Origin of the sequence: Methylocystis parvus OBBP (assembly GCF_027571405.1) — a bacterium.
Classification (GTDB): Bacteria; Pseudomonadota; Alphaproteobacteria; order Rhizobiales; family Beijerinckiaceae; genus Methylocystis; species Methylocystis parva.
In genome coordinates this window covers 1,313,374-1,330,916 of sequence record NZ_CP092968.1, presented here as the reverse complement: position 1 = coordinate 1,330,916, position 17,543 = coordinate 1,313,374, and the positions used below count along the sequence as shown (strand labels likewise).

The 17,543-nt window shown below is 65.8% G+C and carries 16 protein-coding genes; 11 read left to right on the top strand and 5 right to left on the bottom strand.

Annotated features, from left to right (window positions below; all coding sequences use genetic code 11):
• The first annotated feature begins 36 nt into the window (after positions 1-36).
• From murB to MMG94_RS06555, 8 genes are all read left to right on the top strand, one after another.
• Positions 37-957, top strand: a complete 921-nt coding sequence (murB, locus tag MMG94_RS06590; RefSeq protein ID WP_016917939.1) for a UDP-N-acetylmuramate dehydrogenase — start codon at positions 37-39, stop codon at positions 955-957.
• Position 958: 1 nt separating this feature from the next.
• A complete protein-coding gene (locus tag MMG94_RS06585; protein ID WP_016917938.1) occupies positions 959-2,512 on the top strand; it encodes a hypothetical protein in 1,554 nt (517 codons plus the stop codon).
• Between the two features lie 151 nt (positions 2,513-2,663).
• Positions 2,664-3,587 carry a D-alanine--D-alanine ligase gene (locus MMG94_RS06580; protein WP_016917937.1) on the top strand — a complete coding sequence of 308 codons (924 nt, stop codon included), beginning with the start codon at positions 2,664-2,666 and terminating at the stop codon, positions 3,585-3,587.
• Entirely contained in the window at positions 3,554-4,549 is a 996-nt protein-coding gene (locus MMG94_RS06575) for a cell division protein FtsQ/DivIB (RefSeq protein ID WP_026015958.1), read from the top strand. The genes MMG94_RS06580 and MMG94_RS06575 overlap by 34 nt, the downstream gene beginning before the upstream one ends.
• 4 nt (positions 4,550-4,553) lie before the next feature.
• Positions 4,554-5,867 carry a cell division protein FtsA gene (ftsA, locus tag MMG94_RS06570; RefSeq protein WP_016917935.1) on the top strand — a complete coding sequence of 438 codons (1,314 nt, stop codon included), beginning with the start codon at positions 4,554-4,556 and terminating at the stop codon, positions 5,865-5,867.
• Between the two features lie 154 nt (positions 5,868-6,021).
• A complete protein-coding gene (gene ftsZ / locus MMG94_RS06565; protein ID WP_016917934.1) occupies positions 6,022-7,734 on the top strand; it encodes a cell division protein FtsZ in 1,713 nt (570 codons plus the stop codon).
• Between the two features lie 144 nt (positions 7,735-7,878).
• On the top strand, positions 7,879-8,880 hold the full coding sequence (lpxC, locus tag MMG94_RS06560) for a UDP-3-O-acyl-N-acetylglucosamine deacetylase (RefSeq protein ID WP_016917933.1): 1,002 nt from the start codon (positions 7,879-7,881) through the stop codon (positions 8,878-8,880).
• A gap of 181 nt (positions 8,881-9,061) precedes the next feature.
• A complete protein-coding gene (locus MMG94_RS06555) occupies positions 9,062-9,952 on the top strand; it encodes an outer membrane protein assembly factor BamD (protein WP_016917932.1) in 891 nt (296 codons plus the stop codon).
• 27 nt (positions 9,953-9,979) lie between these two features.
• Here MMG94_RS06555 and MMG94_RS06550 read toward each other — a convergent pair whose 3' ends face one another.
• On the bottom strand, positions 9,980-10,870 hold the full coding sequence (locus tag MMG94_RS06550) for an alpha/beta hydrolase fold domain-containing protein (RefSeq protein ID WP_026015957.1): 891 nt from the start codon (positions 10,868-10,870) through the stop codon (positions 9,980-9,982).
• Between the two features lie 131 nt (positions 10,871-11,001).
• Here MMG94_RS06550 and recN point away from each other — a divergent pair, with 131 nt between their 5' ends.
• On the top strand, positions 11,002-12,678 hold the full coding sequence (gene recN / locus MMG94_RS06545) for a DNA repair protein RecN (protein WP_016917930.1): 1,677 nt from the start codon (positions 11,002-11,004) through the stop codon (positions 12,676-12,678).
• Positions 12,679-12,737: 59 nt separating this feature from the next.
• Here the strand turns inward: recN and nth are convergent, their stop codons facing one another.
• Positions 12,738-13,430, bottom strand: coding sequence for an endonuclease III (nth, locus tag MMG94_RS06540; RefSeq protein WP_016917929.1), 693 nt, complete (start codon positions 13,428-13,430; stop codon positions 12,738-12,740).
• A 61-nt stretch (positions 13,431-13,491) separates the two neighbouring features.
• Between nth and MMG94_RS06535 the strand changes: the two genes are divergently transcribed.
• The gene (locus MMG94_RS06535) at positions 13,492-13,983 is read left to right on the top strand and encodes a DUF2244 domain-containing protein (protein WP_026015956.1); all 492 of its coding nucleotides are present in this window, start codon (positions 13,492-13,494) and stop codon (positions 13,981-13,983) included.
• Here the strand turns inward: MMG94_RS06535 and MMG94_RS06530 are convergent.
• The 3 genes from MMG94_RS06530 to MMG94_RS06520 form a co-directional block, all read right to left on the bottom strand.
• A complete protein-coding gene (locus MMG94_RS06530; RefSeq protein ID WP_016917927.1) occupies positions 13,980-14,624 on the bottom strand; it encodes a DedA family protein in 645 nt (214 codons plus the stop codon). The genes MMG94_RS06535 and MMG94_RS06530 overlap by 4 nt on opposite strands.
• 96 nt (positions 14,625-14,720) lie before the next feature.
• Positions 14,721-15,077, bottom strand: a complete 357-nt coding sequence (locus tag MMG94_RS06525) for a hypothetical protein (protein ID WP_016917926.1) — start codon at positions 15,075-15,077, stop codon at positions 14,721-14,723.
• Between the two features lie 444 nt (positions 15,078-15,521).
• Positions 15,522-15,962 carry a VOC family protein gene (locus MMG94_RS06520; protein ID WP_016917925.1) on the bottom strand — a complete coding sequence of 147 codons (441 nt, stop codon included), beginning with the start codon at positions 15,960-15,962 and terminating at the stop codon, positions 15,522-15,524.
• A gap of 166 nt (positions 15,963-16,128) precedes the next feature.
• Here MMG94_RS06520 and MMG94_RS06515 point away from each other — a divergent pair, with 166 nt between their 5' ends.
• Complete coding sequence (locus MMG94_RS06515) at positions 16,129-17,538, top strand: cation diffusion facilitator family transporter (RefSeq protein WP_016917924.1); 1,410 nt, start codon at positions 16,129-16,131, stop codon at positions 17,536-17,538.
• The last annotated feature ends 5 nt before the right edge of the window (positions 17,539-17,543 follow it).

Below are 17,543 nucleotides of genomic sequence, written 5' to 3'. Positions count from 1 at the left end.
GCTTGCGCTCCTCGCAATGACGGCGGAGACGCTTGAATGACCTTCCTCGACCTCATCCCCGGCTTAAAAGAGCTCATGCCCGAACTGCGCGGCAGGCTCTCGGCCAATGAGCCGCTCGCGCCCTATACATGGTTCCGCGTCGGCGGGCCGGCGCAGCTTCTCTTCATGCCGGCGGATGAAGCCGACCTCGCTTATTTCCTTGCGCGCCTGCCAAAGGAAATTCAGGTCACCGTCATCGGTCTCGGCTCCAATCTCATCGTGCGCGACGGCGGCGTCAGGGGCGTCGTTATTCGGCTGTCGGCGAAGGGCTTTGGAGAGATCGCCGTAGAAGATGGTTGCCGGCTGCGCGTCGGCGCCGCCGTGCCGGACGTAAAGGCCGCGCGCGCGGCGGCCGAGGCTGGGATCGACGGGCTCGCTTTTTATCGCGGCATTCCGGGCGCAATCGGCGGCGCGCTGCGCATGAATGCGGGCGCGCATGGCGGCGAGACCAAGGATACGCTGATCGAAGCCCGGGGCGTCGATCGCGACGGCAATATTCATGTCTTCTCCAACGCCGATCTGGGCTACAGTTACCGGCATTGCTCGGCGCCGGAGGATGTGATCTTCACGCAAGCGCTGTTCCAGGGGCGCCCCGGCGATCCGGCGACGATCCTCGCCGAGATGGACCGCATCACGCAGGCGCGCGAGGCCTCGCAGCCGATCAAGGAAAAGACCGGCGGCTCCACTTTCAAGAATCCCGACGGCCACAAGGCCTGGCAATTGATCGACGCCGCCGGCTGCCGCGGTCTTGTCGTCGGCGACGCGCAGGTGAGCGAGATGCACTGCAATTTTCTCATTAATCGCGGTAACGCGACCGCCGCCGACATCGAGAATCTCGGCGAGGACGTGCGACGTCGGGTGAAGGAAACGAGCGGCGTCGAGCTGCATTGGGAAATCAAACGGATCGGTCTTCCTTGAAATGAGCGCCATCACGTCGCCCGGTTTTGCGGAACGTCAGCCCGCGCGGCTGACGGCCTCGCTCGCCAGCCCCTGGACCACGTTTGCGCTGATCGTCATCGCGATCGGCCAGCAAGTCTCGGGGCATCTCGATTGCGACGTATCCTGGTTCATCACCTTCGCCGAGAAATTCCTGGACGGCGCGGTCCCCTATGTCGACGTGACGGATCCAAATCCCCCCGCCTCGTTTCTGGTGTTGACGCCAGCGATCATGCTGGCGCGTGCTTATAATGTCGCGGTCGAGCCGGTCGTCGCGGGGCTCGTCTTTCTGTTCGGCGTCCTGTCGATCGCCGTGAGCGTCGTCATTTTCCGCTATGGCGCGCCGCGATCCCGCGAAGATTGGGGGCTCGTTCTCAATGCGTCCGTCTTCACGCTGCTGGTCGTCCCGGCGCTCGTCTTCGCGGAGCGCGAACACATTGCGCTGCTCGCATTCTCGCCCATGCTGGCGACGCTTGCCGCTTCCGCTGAAGGCGGGCGCGTTCCGCGCGCATTGCGCATCGTTGCGGGGCTCGGCGCGGGGCTCGCTGTCTGCTTCAAGCCTTTCTTCGCGCTCGCCGTCATGCTGCCGGCGCTGGCGCTCGCCTTCCGAGAACGCTCGCCGCGCCTGCTCTTGACCGTCGAAATGGCGGCGGCGGGCGGGCTGTGCGCCGTCTACGCAGTTGCGACCTTCGTCTTCTTTCCCGGCTATGCGCGATATGCGATGCCGGTGATCGCCGACATCTATCAGCCGGCGCGCGACACGCTCGCAAATCTCGCCTTCTTCACGCTCGCGCCCTTCAATGTCGCGCTGCTCGCGGCGCTCTTCATCGTTTCGGCGAAGGGCTTCGCCCATCCGCCAGTCGCGCCGGGCTTTGTCGCGCCGGCCGCCGCGCGCGTCTGCGCCTTCGCCTCCATCGGCTTTCTCGTCAGTTTCTTCTTGCAGGGCAAGGGCTGGAGCAACCATGCCTATCCGGGCATTGTGCTCGCGCTGCTCGCCTGGTGCTTCTTCGCGCTCGACGGCCATCCGCGCGCCCGCGCCGCTCGGGAAGGGCGGCTCTTCAAATTCGTCTTCATTCCGGCGCTTCTCGCCGCGCCTTTCCTCTTCGGCGCCTTCAATGTGCTCGCCGATGTCGAGGAGCATCCCGGCTTGCGCGCCGAGATCGCTCGCGTCGCGCCGTCGCGCCCGCGCCTCATCGTCATGGCGCGACAGCTCGATTATGGCCATCCCGTCACGCGTCAGCTCAACGGAGCATGGGTCGGCCGTCCCAATGCGCTATGGACCGCGAGCCTCGCCGCCTATCTGCTGCGCGACGTAAAAGACCCGGTCTGGCGGGCCCGGGTCGAGGATTATCGCCGCCGCGATCTCGTCGGTTTCGTGGAAGATGTCCGCGTCGGCAAGCCGGACGTCATCGTCGTCGAAGACAAGGACACGCGCGAATGGGTCGTACAGCAGCCCGAAAGCGCGACCATCCTCGATGGCTATGAAAAGACCGGCGCGGCCGAGGAGATCGAAATCTGGACCCGCAGGGCGCCGTGACGGCGTTGCGCCGGCGCCGGCGGCAACGTAGCTTCGGCGGGGAAAGATTCGCGCCTGCGCCGCGAGAGCTTGAGCGCGGCGTCATCCAGCGTAACCGGCGTTACAGATCCGCCGCGGGCGCGTCGTCTCAACCGCATCGAACGAGAACGAAATGACCAAACACGTCGCCGTGCTGATGGGCGGACTTTCCGCCGAACGCGAGATTTCGCTGCGCTCGGGAACGGCCTGCGCGAAGGCTCTGGAAGAGCAGGGCTATCGCGTCACCCCCGTCGATGTGGGGCATGACGTGGCGAGCGTTCTTGCGCCGCTCAAGCCCGACGTCGCCTTCAACGCGCTGCACGGCAGGTTCGGCGAAGACGGCTGCATGCAGGGGGTGCTGGAGATGCTGCGCATCCCCTATACGCATTCCGGCGTGCTCGCCTCTTCGGTCGCGATGAAGAAGGACGTGGCCAAGGTCGTGATGGCGGCCGCCGGGGTCCCCGTGCCGAAAGGCCGCGTCGTCCACCGCCTGGAGGCCGCGAAAGCGCATGTGCTCCAGCCGCCATATGTTTTGAAGCCGATTTCGGAGGGCTCGTCCTTCGGCGTCTTCATCGTGAAGGGGGATCAGGCGCATCCGCCGCAGGAGTTGATGCGCGAAGACTGGGTGCATGGCGAAGTGATGCTGGCGGAGCAATTTATCGCGGGCCGCGAACTCACTTGCGCCGTGATGGGAGACAAGGCCCTGGACGTGATCGAAATCCTCGCCGCGGACGGCGGCTGGTACGACTATCACGCAAAATACGCGAAAGGCGGCTCGAAGCACGTTCTTCCTGCGAATCTTAAAGGGAATATTTACCAAGAGGTTCAACATTTAGCCATCGAGGCTCACAAAGCTCTCGGCTGCCGCGGCGTCAGTCGCGCGGACTTCCGGTACGACGATCGGCCCGACGGAACGGGCGAACTCGTGGTGCTGGAAGTGAACACGCAGCCGGGAATGACGGAGACCTCGCTCGTGCCAGAAATGGCGGCTTACGCAGGTTTTTCGTTCGGCGAGCTTGTCAAATGGATGGTGGAAGACGCGTCCTGCGATCGTTGAGGGAGTCGGTAGCGACATCCCTTCCGCTTGTTCATTTTCCCGCCGCCGCGCCGAGCCCGGCCGTCGTCGGCGCGCCCTTTTCCGAGGCCGCCCCGGTTAACCCTAATGTTTCCCGACAGGCTCCGCGCCGCGTCGAAGAGAGCTCGAAAGTCGCGCGCTTCGCTTTTCTCGGCAAGCCGGGCGTCGGCTTCGCCGCGCTCCTTCTGCTCTTTGGCGGCGTCGGCTTCGCCGGGCTCGTGCAGAATGGCGGCTACGACCAGATCGTTGCGGCCGAAGGCCAACCCTGGGACGTTGTGGCGCGCACGGTCGGGTTCGATATTTCGGCGGTCACGATCACCGGCCAGTCCCGCCTGACCGAGACGGAGCTGCTCGAGGCTTCGGGAGTCGGTCCCAAAAATTCGCTTCCGTTCCTCGACGCCAGCGCCGTGCGCGAGCGCCTCATGGCCGTGCCGCTGGTCAAATCGGCGCGCGTGATGAAGCTCTATCCCAATCGGCTCGTCGTCGCGATCGAGGAGCGGCAGCCCCACGCGCTCTGGCAGCGCGACGGCCGCGTCACGGTTATCTCGGAAGACGGCGTCGCGATCGACGAATTGCGCGACGAGCGCTATCTCGGCCTGCCTTTCGTGGTCGGCGACGGCGCGCATCAGCGGCTGCCGGAGTTCCTTCAGCTCCTGAAGGGCATGGACGACCTCGCCCAGCGCGTGAAGGCGGGGATTCTCGTCGCAGGCCGCCGCTGGGACGTCGAAATGACGAACGGCGTCATCGTCAAGCTTCCAGAAGAAAATCCCGGCCCCGCTGTCGAAACGCTCAAGCGTCTCCAGCGCGAGGCGCGCATCCTCGACAAGGACGTCATGTCCATCGACCTGCGCACGGCCGATCGCGCCACGGTGCGCCTGACCGAGGAAGCCGCCGCCGCGCGCGAAGCGGCGCAGTCTCACAAGACCAAGAAGACGGGTGGGTAGAGTAATGAAGTCCCAGCTTGTTCCGCCGCGTTTGAAGCCCCTCGCGCCGCGCCGCTCCGCGACGCTCGCCGTTCTCGACGTCGGCACGTCCAAGATCGCCTGCCTGATCGCGCGTCTTTCGCCCGTCGGAGAGGTCGCGCCCAATGATTGGCGCACGCACCGCATCCGGGTTCTGGGCATCGGACATCAGCGCTCGCTCGGCGTGAAGCACGGGCTTGTCATCGACATGGACGAGGCCGAGCGGGCCATCCGCCACACGGTGGACGCCGCCGAACGCATGGCCGGTCTTCAGGTGGATCAGGTCGTCGTCACCGCGTCGGGCGGGCGTTTCGCCTCCGAGCATTTCGCCGCCAAGCGCGCAATCGGCGGGCGCGAGGTCGCGGAAGGCGACATTCATCGCGTACTCGAAGCCTCCGCCGCGCATCACCTGCATCGCGGCCGCGTCGCCGTGCATTCGCTGCCCACGGGCTTCTCGCTCGACGGCGTCAACGGCATTCGCGAGCCCAAGGACATGATCGGCGACGAGCTCGGCGTCGATCTGCATGTCGCGACCTGCGATCAGGCGGCGGCGCGCAATCTCATTCTCGCGGCCGAGCGCGGCCATCTCGGCGTCGAGGGCATGGCGGCCGCGCCTTACGCCGCCGCCCTCTCCGTGCTCGAGCCCGACGAAGCCGAGATGGGCGTCGTCGTCGTCGATATGGGCGCCGGCTCGACCTCTCTCGCCGTCTTCTCGCGCGGCGAAATGGCGCATCTCGACGCTGTGACGCTCGGCGGCAATCACGTCACCATGGACATTGCGCGCGGCCTCGACGCGCGTCTCGCGGACGCGGAGCGTCTCAAGACCTTCCACGGCTCGGCGATCTCTTCTTCCTCCGACGAGCGCGAGACGGTGTCTTTCGATCATGTCGGCGAGCGCGGGTCTCACAAGGCGCATGCGCCGAAGTCGCATCTCGTGCGCATCATCCGTCCGCGCATCGAGGAGACGTTCGAATTTCTGCGCGACCGTTTGGCGCGCGCCGGCTATCCCGCGAGCCCGAGCCGCCGCATCGTTCTCACCGGCGGCGCCAGCCAGCTCACGGGCGCGGCCGAATGTGCGCATCGCATTCTCGGCGGCCAGGTCCGCGTCGGCCGCCCGATGGGCGTCGATGGTCTTCCCGATCCCGCGCGCACGCCAGCCTTCGCGGCGGCGGCGGGACTGCTGGTCTATCCGCAAGTCGCGGGGCGCGAATATTTCGAACCCCACAGAGGCGAGCGGCTGGCGACGGGAACCGACGGCTACATGACTCGGGTAGGTAGATGGTTAAGGGAAAGCTTCTAAAATCGGGAGCAAGTGATTCTCTCAATTGAGGCGATCTGGCCTGAAACCGGGCCTCGAAACAAATCACCGAGGACGACGCGTTCGGCGACGGGGCGTCCAAGGATTGGGACAACCGACGCCGACCAAGCAGTGCAGATTTCGAGAGGCCTGGGAAATGACGATCAATCTGAAAGCTCCCGAACTGAGGGAATTGAAGCCCCGCATCATGGTTTGCGGCGTGGGCGGCGGCGGCTGCAACGCCGTCAACAACATGATCGCGTCGGGCCTCTCCGGCGTGGACTTCCTGGTCGCCAACACCGACGCGCAGGCTCTGGCCTCTTCACCGGCTGAGCGCGTCATTCAGATGGGCCTGCAGGTCACGGAAGGCCTCGGCGCCGGCGCGCAGCCGGAAGTCGGCCGCGCCGCGGCTGAAGAAGCGCGCGAGGAGATTCGCGAGCATCTGCAGGGCGCCCATATGTGCTTCGTCACCGCCGGCATGGGCGGCGGCACGGGCACCGGCGCCGCGCCGGTCATCGCGCAGATCGCGCGTGAGATGGGCATTCTCACCGTCGGGGTCGTCACCAAGCCCTTCCACTTCGAGGGCATGCGCCGCCTGCGCATCGCCGAATCCGGCATCGGCGAGCTGCAGAAGTGCGTCGACACGCTGATCGTCATCCCGAACCAGAACCTCTTCCGCATCGCGACGGAGAAGACGACCTTCGCCGACGCCTTCGCCATGGCGGACCAGGTGCTCTATTCGGGCGTCGCCTCGGTCACCGACCTCATGGTCAAGGAAGGCCTCATCAATCTCGACTTCGCCGACGTCCGCTCGATCATGCGCGGCATGGGCAAGGCGATGATGGGCACGGGCGAAGCCACCGGCGAGCGCCGCGCCAATCTCGCGGCCGAGGCGGCGATCGCCAATCCGCTGCTCGACGAAGTGTCGATGAAGGGCGCCCGCGGCCTGCTGATCTCGATCACCGGCGGCCACGACCTCACGCTCTATGAAGTCGACGAGGCGGCGAGCCGCATTCGTCAGGAGGTCGACGAGGACGCCAACATCATTCTCGGCGCGACCTTCGATTCGTCGCTCGAGGGCGTGATCCGCGTGTCGGTCGTCGCCACCGGCATCGACCTCGCCTCCATCACCGCCGACGATCCGACGAGCCAGGCCCGCATGGCCGAGGCCGCCGAGCGCATGCGCGCCCAGATGCAGCAGACCGCCAAGCCGCAGCCGGCGCCCGCGCCGGTCGCCGAGGCGCCGACCGCTCAGATCTACGCCATGCCGGAGCGCGCCCCCGCGCCGGTCTATCAGCCCGAAATGCGCGACGTCGCGCCGGCCCCGGTTTACTACGCCGAGCCGGCTCCGGTCGCTCAGCCGCAGATGACGACGAACGGCGTCTATCTGGAGCCGGTGGCGGCGCGTCCGACCTATGCCGAGCCGATGCAGGAGCTTGCGCCGCGCATGGCCGCCGAGTCCGCCCCGGCGCCATACGTGCCGCCGGCGCCTGAACTGCCGCGCGCGCCGCGCATGCCGTCGATCGAGGATTTCCCGAAGCCCGTCCAGGATCAGATCCGTCAACAGCGCGGCGACGCGTCTCAGGACCCGCGCCGTAAATCGATCTTCGAACGTCTGGCCTCCTTCGGCGCCAGCCGTCAGGAAGAGGCGATGGGCGCCCCCGGGCAGGCCCCGGCGCCGATGCCGCCGCGCGCGCCGCAGCCGTCGCCGATTCACGCCGAATATGGCAAGCGGCCGACCGCGGCCCCGGCGCCGCAGCCGGCCCAGTCTCACGCGGCGCTCGATCCGCATGGCCGCCGCGCGCCGCAGCCGCGCCCGGTGGAGGACGACCATCTGGAGATCCCGGCCTTCCTGCGCCGGCAGTCCTGACGTTCGGTAACGCTCACGACAAAGGCCCGCCTCGCGCGAGCCTTTGTTTTTTCGGGGTCTCGCGCCTTTTGTAACAAACTGTAAAAAACCGTTACTGGAGCCTGGCCGGTCTGCTGGTTAGAATAAAGCGGTCTTTTGGCTTGAATGCGGGACCTCTTCCAGGTCCGTCGCCGGGAGGATTGCGTTATTCGCCCCAAGTCCAGCGTCCAACAAAATCGACCGGCGGGCGGGGCTTACGCGCGACAAGGCCTCGGCGCCGCGGTCCACGTCTCCCCTCAAACGACGCTCGCTCGGGCCGTCTCCCTATCCGGGTGCGGCGTCCATTCCGGCGCGCCTGCGCGGCTGACGCTCGCGCCGGCGGCGGCGGGCGGCGGCGTCGTTTTCAATATATCAGGCGTCGATATTGTCGCGGATTGGCGCGCCGTCGACGCGACGCAGTTGCGCACGCGTCTTCGCGCCGATGGCGCGAGCGTCTCGACGGTCGAGCATCTTCTCGCCGCGCTCTCGGGGCTTGGCGTCGACAATGCGCTTGTCGAGGTCGAGGGCGATGAAATCCCCGCCATGGACGGTTCGGCGGAAGCCTTCGTCGCCGCCATTGATGAGGCGGGCGTCGTCCCGCTGGCGGCGCCGCGCGCTTTTCTCCGCGTCGTCGCGCCGGTGCGCGTCGCCGACGGCGCGGGCTGGGCGGAACTGGCCCCCGCGACGACGGGTCTCAGCCTCGACGTCGAAATCGCCTTTGGCGGACGCATCGGCCGCCAGCGCCGGATTTTGAACGTCACCCCCGACGTTTTTCGCCGCGAGCTCGCCCGCGCCCGAAGCTTCGGCTTTCTGCGCGATGCGGAGCGCCTGTGGCGCGACGGACTTGCCCTCGGCGCCTCGCTCGACAATACGGTGGTTCTCGACGGCGGCGCCGTCCTTAACCCGCAGGGCCTACGCTACGCCGACGAGTTCGTCCGGCATAAAATGCTCGACGTCGTCGGAGATCTCTCGCTCGCCGGGGCGCCCATCATCGGCGCGTTTCGATCCTATCGCGGCGGCCACGCGCTGAATGTGGCGCTGCTGGAGGCGGCGATGCAGGAGGGGGCGTTCGAACTTGTCGGGGCGCAGGCTTGCGGCGCGGCGGCCGGCTTGCGGGCCTCGCCATAATCTCGCCAGAAGGAAGTCTTTCTTTACCGTTTATTGTCCATCGCCGCGCGCCGTCAGCGCCGCGATGACGCGGCTCGGCCTTTTCTCGTGGCTGGCGCCGCGAGTGGCGGGGACTGGCGGATTAGGCTAATAGGCATTGGAGCGCGGTAGGAGCCGGGCTCTTGCCGCAAGGGGCGCTCATATGTCGGTTTTCGCTGTTTCCTTCCGCTCGTCCGTTGCGTTCGTCGCGGCTTTCGGCCTCGCCGTCTCGACGGCGCCGGCCCGTGCGGACATCATGGATTCGCTGACGAGCGGCTTCGGCCTCTTTGGCGGCGGCGAAAAATACAAGACCGAGATCACGCCGGACGTTCCGCCGGAAACCCTCTACAATCAGGGTCTCGCGCGGCTGCACACCAAGGACTACGAAGGGGCGTCGAAGCGTTTCGGCGAAGTCGACAAGAATTATCCGCGCTCCGAATGGGCGCGCAAAGCGCTGCTCATGACGGTTTTCTCGAATTACGAGAAGCCCAATTACGAAGACGCGGTGACCGCGGCGCAGCGTTATATCGGCCTTTATCCGAGTTCTCCGGATACGCCCTATGTCTATTATCTCGCGGGCATGTCCTACTACAACCAGGTGCCGGACGCGATGCGCGACCAGACATCGGCCGAGAAGGCGCTCGGCATTTTTTCCGAGCTCGTTCAGAAGTTTCCGAACTCGGAATACGTAGCCGACGCCAAATACAAGATAGGCGTCGCCCGCGATCAGCTCGCCGCAAAGGAAATGCAGGTCGGCCGCTTCTATCTGACGCGCAAGAACTACCCCGCTGCAATCAATCGCTTCCACGACGTGCTCGGCAAATATCAGACGACCCGCCACACGGAAGAGGCGCTCTACCGCCTGACTGAAGCCTATCTCGCGATGGGCGTCTCGAACGAAGCCCAGACGGCGGCCGCGATCCTCGGGCACAATTACCCGGATTCGCAGTGGTACAAGGACGCCCATGCGCTTCTGAAGACGGGCGGTCTGGAGCCGCACGAATATACCGACTCCTGGATCTCCAAGGTCGGCAAGACGCTGCACGCGATCTAAACGTGAAACGCCCGCTCCCGATCCCATTCAGGCGCTCGACCGCGCCCGAATGAAAGCGCCGGCGTTTTGAAGCGCGCGCCTTCCGTCGGCGAGGCGCGCATTCCACATCATCCAAGCATGGATCATATGCGGCCAGATTTCCAGCGTGACGGGCGCGTTTGCGGCCCCGGCCGCCGCTGCAAAACGCGTCGAGTCGGAGAGCAGTCCTTCCGCCGAGCCGACTTGAACAAGCGTCGGCGGCAAGCCCTCGAGATCGGCGTAAAGCGGCGAGACGCGCGGGTCCTTCCGGTCGACGCCGGCCGGAACATAGGCGTTTGCGAGCTCCTCGAGATAGTCCTTGTGGATCAGCGGATCGACGGCGTCTTTGGTCGCGAGCGTATCCCCCGACATTGTGAGATCCGTCCAGGGCGAGCAGAGCCAAAGACAGCCGGGCGAAGGCTCGCCCATGTCGCGCAGGCGTAGAGCGAGCGCGAGGGAGAGGCCGCCGCCGGCGCTGTCGCCCCCGACTGCGATGCGGTTCGCCTCGATCCCCTGCGCGCGTAAATATCGCCAGGCTGCCAGCGTGTCGTCATAAGCAGCTGGGAAAGGATGTTCCGGCGCGAGCCGAAAGGCGAGGGCGAGCGTGCGGGCCCTCGCGGCCCGGCCGGCCTCGGTGACCATGCGCCGATGGCTGACGATCGAGCCCGAGCAATAGCCGCCGCCGTGGAAAAAGAGCAGGACGCGCGACGGATCCGCGCCGGGCGCCAGAGACCATTCCGCCGCGCAGCCGTCGACCTCGGCCGGCGCGAGCAAAATGTCGTCGGCGACGGGCCAGACGCTTCCGACCTCCTCGATCCGCGCGCGGCGCTCGCCCCAGCCGACCGGCCGCGGCTTTGCGGATAACAGCGCGCGAATCTCGTTGATTTCGTCCTCGGCCATGCCCAACCTCCCGAAGAGCGCGAATCGGCGCTCGCGTTCCAACCCGCCGGCGCGCGCTCGTCCACAGGATAACGGCGCCGCCGCTCAGCCGTTGCATGCGACGGTCGCGCCGAAGCGATAAAGTCGAGCGTATGCTGGTTCGTCTGTCCATTCGCGACATCGTGCTCATCGACGCGCTCGATCTCGATTTCGGGCAGGGGCTGACGACGCTCACCGGCGAGACCGGCGCCGGCAAATCCATCCTTCTCGACGCCTTCGTGCTGGCGCTCGGCGGGCGCGGCGACGCGTCGCTCGTGCGCGCGGGTTGCGAGCAGGGTCAGGTGACGGCGGTTTTCGATCTCGCCCTCGATCATCCCGCCCATCTCGCCGCGCGCGAATTCGGCCTCGCCAGCGAGGATGAGATGGTGCTGCGCCGCGTGCAGGCGTCGGACGGGCGAACGCGCGCCTTCGTCAACGACCAGCCCGCGACGGCGCAGGCGCTGCGCGCCATCGGGCGCGAACTGGTCGAGATTCATTGCCAGCATGACGACCGCGCGCTGGTCGATCCTTCCGCGCATCGCGCTTTGGTCGACGCTCATGGCGGTCTGCAGGCGCAGGCGAACGAGGTGCGCGCGAAATACGGAGCCTGGCAGGCGGCGCGGCGCGCTTTGCAAGGGGAGGAAGCGCGCATCGCCAAGGCGCGCGCCGACGCCGATTATCTGCGTCACGCGCATGAGGAGCTGACCAAGCTCGCGCCGGAAGCGGGCGAAGAGGAGGCGCTCGCGGAGCGGCGCCTGTTCATGCAGCGCGCAGAGAAGGTCGCGACCGACATTCGCGACGCCCTCGCCGTCTTCGCGGACGACCGCGCGCCGGCGGTGGAAATCGGCCACGCCGCGCGGCGTTTCGAGCGGCGCGTGACGCAGTCTCCACAAATCATGGAGCCGCCCGCAAAGGCGCTGGCGCAGGCGGTGGATGCGCTCTCGCTCGCCGAGCAGGCGCTGGAGCAGGCGCTCGCCGAGACGCGCTTCGATCCGGCCGAACTGGAGCGCGTCGAGGAGCGGCTTTTCGCTTTGCGCGGGGCCGCGCGCAAATATCAGGTGAGCGTACAGGAGCTGCCCAAGCTCGCGGAAAAATTCGCCGACGACATCGCCGCGCTGGACGCGTCGGAAGCGCATCTCGCAAAGCTCGGGAAGGAGCTGGACGCGGCCAGGGCCGGCTATGGCGCCGCGGCGCGCGCTCTTTCGGAGGCGCGCAAAAAGGCGGCGAGGAAGCTCGATGCGCTTGTCGACGCGGAATTGAAGCCCTTGAAACTCGAAGGCGCGCATTTCTCGACCCAGCTGACGAGCGATCCCGAGAGCGGCGGCGCGGAAGGGATCGATCGCGTCGAATTCTGGGTGCAGACCAATCCCGGCTCGCGTCCCGGCCCGCTCACCAAGGTCGCGTCCGGCGGCGAACTCGCGCGCTTCATGCTGGCTTTGAAAGTGGTGCTGGCCGATCGCGGCTCCGCGCCGACTCTGGTGTTCGACGAGATCGACACCGGCGTCGGCGGCGCCGTAGCGGACGCCATCGGCCAGCGCCTCGCCCGACTCGCCAAACGCGCCCAGGTGCTCGCGGTCACCCACGCTCCGCAAGTCGCCGCCTGCGCCTTGCGTCACCTGCGCATCAGCAAGAGCGCCTCGAGCAAAGGCAAGGACAAGCGCGTCGCGACGAGCGTCGCCGTGCTGGCGGAGGAGGAGCGCCGAGAAGAGATCGCGCGAATGCTGTCCGGCGCCGCGATCACCGACGAAGCCCGCGCCGCGGCGATGCGGCTATTGGAGGGAGCGGGGTAGATCAATCCCCGTCATTACTTCGCTTCGCTCGCAATGACGGGAGAGACATCCTCCGGCCGTTACGCCGTTTTATCCTTGAATCTGCATAGCTCATACAGCACGCACCGCCCGCATTCGGGCTTGCGCGCCTTGCAGATGTATCTTCCATGCAGGATCAGCCAGTGATGCGCGTGCAGCAGATACTTTTCCGGAATGACCGCCTCTAACCCCTTCTCAACGGCGTCCGGCGTTTTGCCCTTTGCGATAGGCAGGCGGTTCGAAACGCGGAAGATGTGGGTGTCGACGGCGATGGTCGGCTGGCCGAAGGCGATGTTAAGCACGACATTGGCCGTCTTTCGGCCGACGCCTGGCAGGGCGATCAGCGCTTCACGATTCCGCGGGACCTCGCCGCCATGGCGCTCGATCAGTAATTGCGAAAGCGCGACGACATTCTTCGCCTTGGTGCGGAACAGGCCGATGGTCTTGATCGCCTCGCGCACCCGGTCTTCGCCGAGCGCGACCATCTTTTCCGGCGTGTCCGCCTGCGCGAACAAAGCCGGCGTCGCCTTGTTGACGCCCGCGTCGGTGGCCTGAGCGGAGAGGACGACGGCGACAAGCAAAGTATAGGGGTTGATGTAGAAAAGCTCGCCCTTCGGCTCCGGGTTGGACGCCGCGAGCCGGGCGAAAATTTGTTCGATCCGGGCGGCGTCGGCCGCCGAGACCCGTTTTTTGCCTGGGGGCTTACGTGGATTTGCGCTGTTTCTTCCGGCCATTTGCGCGTTATATCTTTTGGTTCGAAAGGACGAAAGCGCTGTTCAGCCCAAGTTGGTGACGATGCTGGAGCCGTTTGACGAACCGATTTATTCGACGCGGCTGTCGCCGCATCGCTCCATGTCTCCGCGCGCCTTCTATCTCTTCATCGTCGCCTTCTGCCTCGCTCAGGCGATCTTCGCTATCCCGTTTCTGGTGATGGGCGCTTGGCCGGTCGCGGGGTTCATGGGGCTCGACGCGCTCGCGCTTTACGTCGTCTTTCGCATCAGCTTTCGCGACGCCCGCGCCTATGAGACGCTCGACGTCACGCCGCTCGAGCTGATATTCGCGAGGGTCGGCGCGGGCGGGGGCCGTCGCGAATGGCGCTTCAATCCCTCCTGGGTGCGGCTGGAGCAGAAGGTCCATGAGGAATTCGGCACGATGAGCGTCGCGCTGATCGCGCGCGGCGAGGCGATCGAAATCGGCGCTTTTCTCGGTCCGCAGCAGAAAGCCGATCTCGTAAAGGAGCTGAGCCGAGCGCTCGCCACTGCGCGCCGGGGCCCGCGTTTCAGCTAACGCCGCCGTTGGGAGAGCACCTCGTCGGCCTCGCGCAGCAGCCGCGCTTCATTGGCCTTGTAATAGCGCCACAGCAGGAAGACGGCGAAGAGCCCGCACAAGGCGCCCGCAGTCGCGATGGGCCCCTCGATCTTCTGGAAGGTCGCCGTCAGCCAATAGGCGCCGAGCCCGAAGACCAGCGCCCAGACGACGCCGCCCGCCGCGTTATAGAAAAAGAAGCGTCCGGCGGGGAGGCGGTTCGCCCCGGCGAGAAGCGCCGCGAGGATGCGAAGCAGCGCGATGAAGCGGCCGAAGAAAACGATCGCGCCGCCCCATTTGTAGAAGAGATATTGCCCCAGCCGCAGCTTCTCCGCGCCGAGACCGACGCGCCAGCCATGTCGCTCCAGAAAGCGGTAGCCGAATTCGCGGCCGATCCAATAGCCGATATTGTCGCCGACAATGGCGCCGGCGGCGGCGGCGAAGACGATCGCCTCGATCGCGAGCGCGCCGGAAAGGCGCGCATAGATCGCCGCGCCGACCAGCATGGTTTCGCCGGGGAGGGGAAGTCCGGAGCTTTCAAGCGCGACGACGATGAAGATGGCCCAATAGCCGTAAGCGGAAAGTAGAGTCGCAATCTGCGCCTGATCGAAAAAATGCGCCATTCGCCGCGACCTCGCTGTTGCCGAACATAGGCGCAAAAAGCAGAAAAGCGACACCGCCGCGCGATGTCGCCTTTCTTGCGTGAAGCAGTGACGCTTCTACTGATACTGATGGATGCCCGCGCAGCTCAGCTCCGCCGGAAATGGCCGACCGAGAACGATCTCGTCGTCGATAAACAGCGCCCCGTCTTCGAGCGCCGGCTCGAGCACGGCGCGGAGGCCTTTCAGGAGCGGCTGGTCGTCGCCGGTGATGCGTTCGCGCAGCGCCTCGCGGACATTTTCGTCCGCGCGGCGGGCGAAGTCGCGGACAATGACCGATACGAACCTGCCGACGCTCAAGCCCTTGCCTTGCGCGGCCAGATGGACGCGCTCGGCGAAGCGGCCCCCGATGCACTTCAGCGCAGCCTGGGCGACCATCTCATTGGAGCAGGAATGGATCATATCCGTCACCAGCATGGCATCCTCCGCTTTCTTTCTTGTTTCAGCCCTTTACCTCTTCTTGTGTCGCGCCGTCCTTGCGTTGGAGCTCGGCGCACATGGCCATAGAATTATGGCGGCGTCGACTGAACCAACGATGAACCGCTATCGGCGTCTAAAATGCGAGCCTTTCGGCTCGGGGCGCGTCGATCGAGCCGCGAACCGTTGCGCCGAGGCGAAGCGGATCGCGGCTCCTAACGCACGCTGTCTGCGCTATCTCTCGCCCATGACCGGGTGTGACGACACGCAAATACGATTTTACGTAAAGGAGAGGCCGCGCGCCCGTGCGGCGCCTCCATATGGTTCCAACGCGCCACTCTGGCCAGAGTTTCAAGCCTCGTAGAAAATTTCTTCGCTGCGTCTGCACAGTTAAGATGCAGAATGCCGCGTTGTGCAGCGCAGCGGCCGCCGCTTGCTAGAGCGTCACCACGCTCCGACATTCTGAGCCGACGCCCATGGTTCGGCGGGTTCGAGCGGTTCGCCCTCTTGCAGAAGCTCGATGGAAATCGCGTCCGGCGTCCGCACAAAAGCCATATGGCCGTCACGCGGCGGACGATTGATGGTTACGCCGGCTTTCTGAAGCCGGTCGCAGACCTCGTAAATATTGTCCACGGCGAAGGCCAGATGGCCGAAATTGCGGCCGCCCGCATATTCGCGTTCGTCCCAATTATAAGTCAGCTCGATCGTCGGCGCGCCGCTCTGCGCGGCCCCGGCGAGATCCGCGGGCGCCGCAAGATAGACAAGCGTATAGCGCCCCTTTTCGTTCTCTGTGCGGCGCACTTCCTTCAGTCCGAGAATATCGCAGAAAAAATGCAGCGAACGATCGAGATCGCCGACCCGGATCATCGTATGCAGATATTTCACCTGACGCTCCCCTGAATGAGCAAACTTTCCCAAGGCCTCGAATGTAGCGTACCGCACGCGCTCTTGAAGCCGTCGAACGCTGAATGCCGCCGGCCGGAAGCAAAGCATTGCCGTCGCTTTCCGCTCTTGCTACGCAGTCCCCGTCAATCGTTCCGGACAAGGCCACATGACCGAGACGCGCGCGCTGCACCCCGACGGCGCCAGCCGCAAAATCGCCGCAGCAAAGGCCTCGATCGCCGCGAGCGCCTTCCTTGCGGTCGCAAAACTCGCCGCGGGGCTCTGGTCGGGGTCCCTGGCGCTGCTCTCGGAGGCCGGGCACGCCTTTGTCGACACGGGGGCGACGGTCCTGACCTATTTCGCCGTGCGGGAGGCGGAAAAGCCGGCCGACGACGAACATCATTACGGTCATGGAAAATATGAGGCGCTCGCCGCGCTTGTCGAGACAGGCCTGCTCTTCGGCCTCGCGCTCATCGTCGTGGGCGAGGCGATCAGGCGGCTGGGCGAAGCAAATATCGAGATCGACGCAGGCTGGCCGGCCTATGGCGTGCTGACCGTATCCATACTGGTCGACTTCGTGCGAACGCGCCAATTGGCCGACATCGCCAAAGCGGAGCGCAGCGACGCGCTTGCGGCGGACGCCATGCATTTCGCGAGCGACCTCGTCTCCTCCGTCCTCGCGCTCATCGGAGTCGCCGCCGTGCGTTTCGGCTTTCCGCAAGGCGACGCGCTCGCCTCTTTCGGCGTTGCGGCTTTTATCGCCATCGCGGGCTATCGGCTCGGCCGCCGCACGATCGGCACGCTGCTCGACGCCGCGCCGCGGGATATTGCTCCCGAAATCGCGCGCGCCATTCTCGAGGCGCCGGGCGTGATCGCGCTCGACGAATTGCGTCTGCGCAGCGCGGGCGCGGAGGTTATCGGCGACGCGACGATTGCGGTCGCGCGAACGCTTCGCGTGGAGCAGGCCGCGCGCATCAAGGCGGGCGTGTCGGCGGCGATTCTCGCAGTCGCTCCCCATGCGCGCATCACGATCACCGTCGATGCGCGCGCGCTCGACGACGAGACTGTCGTGGAGCGCATCATGCTCGTCGCGGCGCGCCGTCATGTCACCGCCCATCATGTCGTCGCTCAGCAGGTCGGCGAGACGCTCTCCATCGGGATCGACCTTGAACTTGACGGGGCGATGCCCCTCGGCCGCGCTCACGCTATCGCCACGGATTTCGAGAACGCCATCCGCGATGAATTCGGCGCGGATGTGGAGATCGATACGCATATGGAGCCTCTGTCGCCGCATGTGCTGATCGGCTGCGACGCAAAGCCGGAGCTGGCGCGGGAGATCGCCGACGCCCTGGATCGTTTCCGCGAGCGGACGGGCGACGTCGCCGATATCCACGACGTCCGCGTCCGGGAAACGGCGGGCGGGCTGATCGTGCATTATCATTGCGCCGTCGATCCAAACGCATCGGTCGCGACCATGCATGAGGCTGTGGACGCGCTCGAGCGCCGCGTGCGCGAGGAATTTCCGGCGATTTCGCGGATCGTCGGCCATGCGGAACCTGACGATCGCGGGCGCGCATAGCCAAG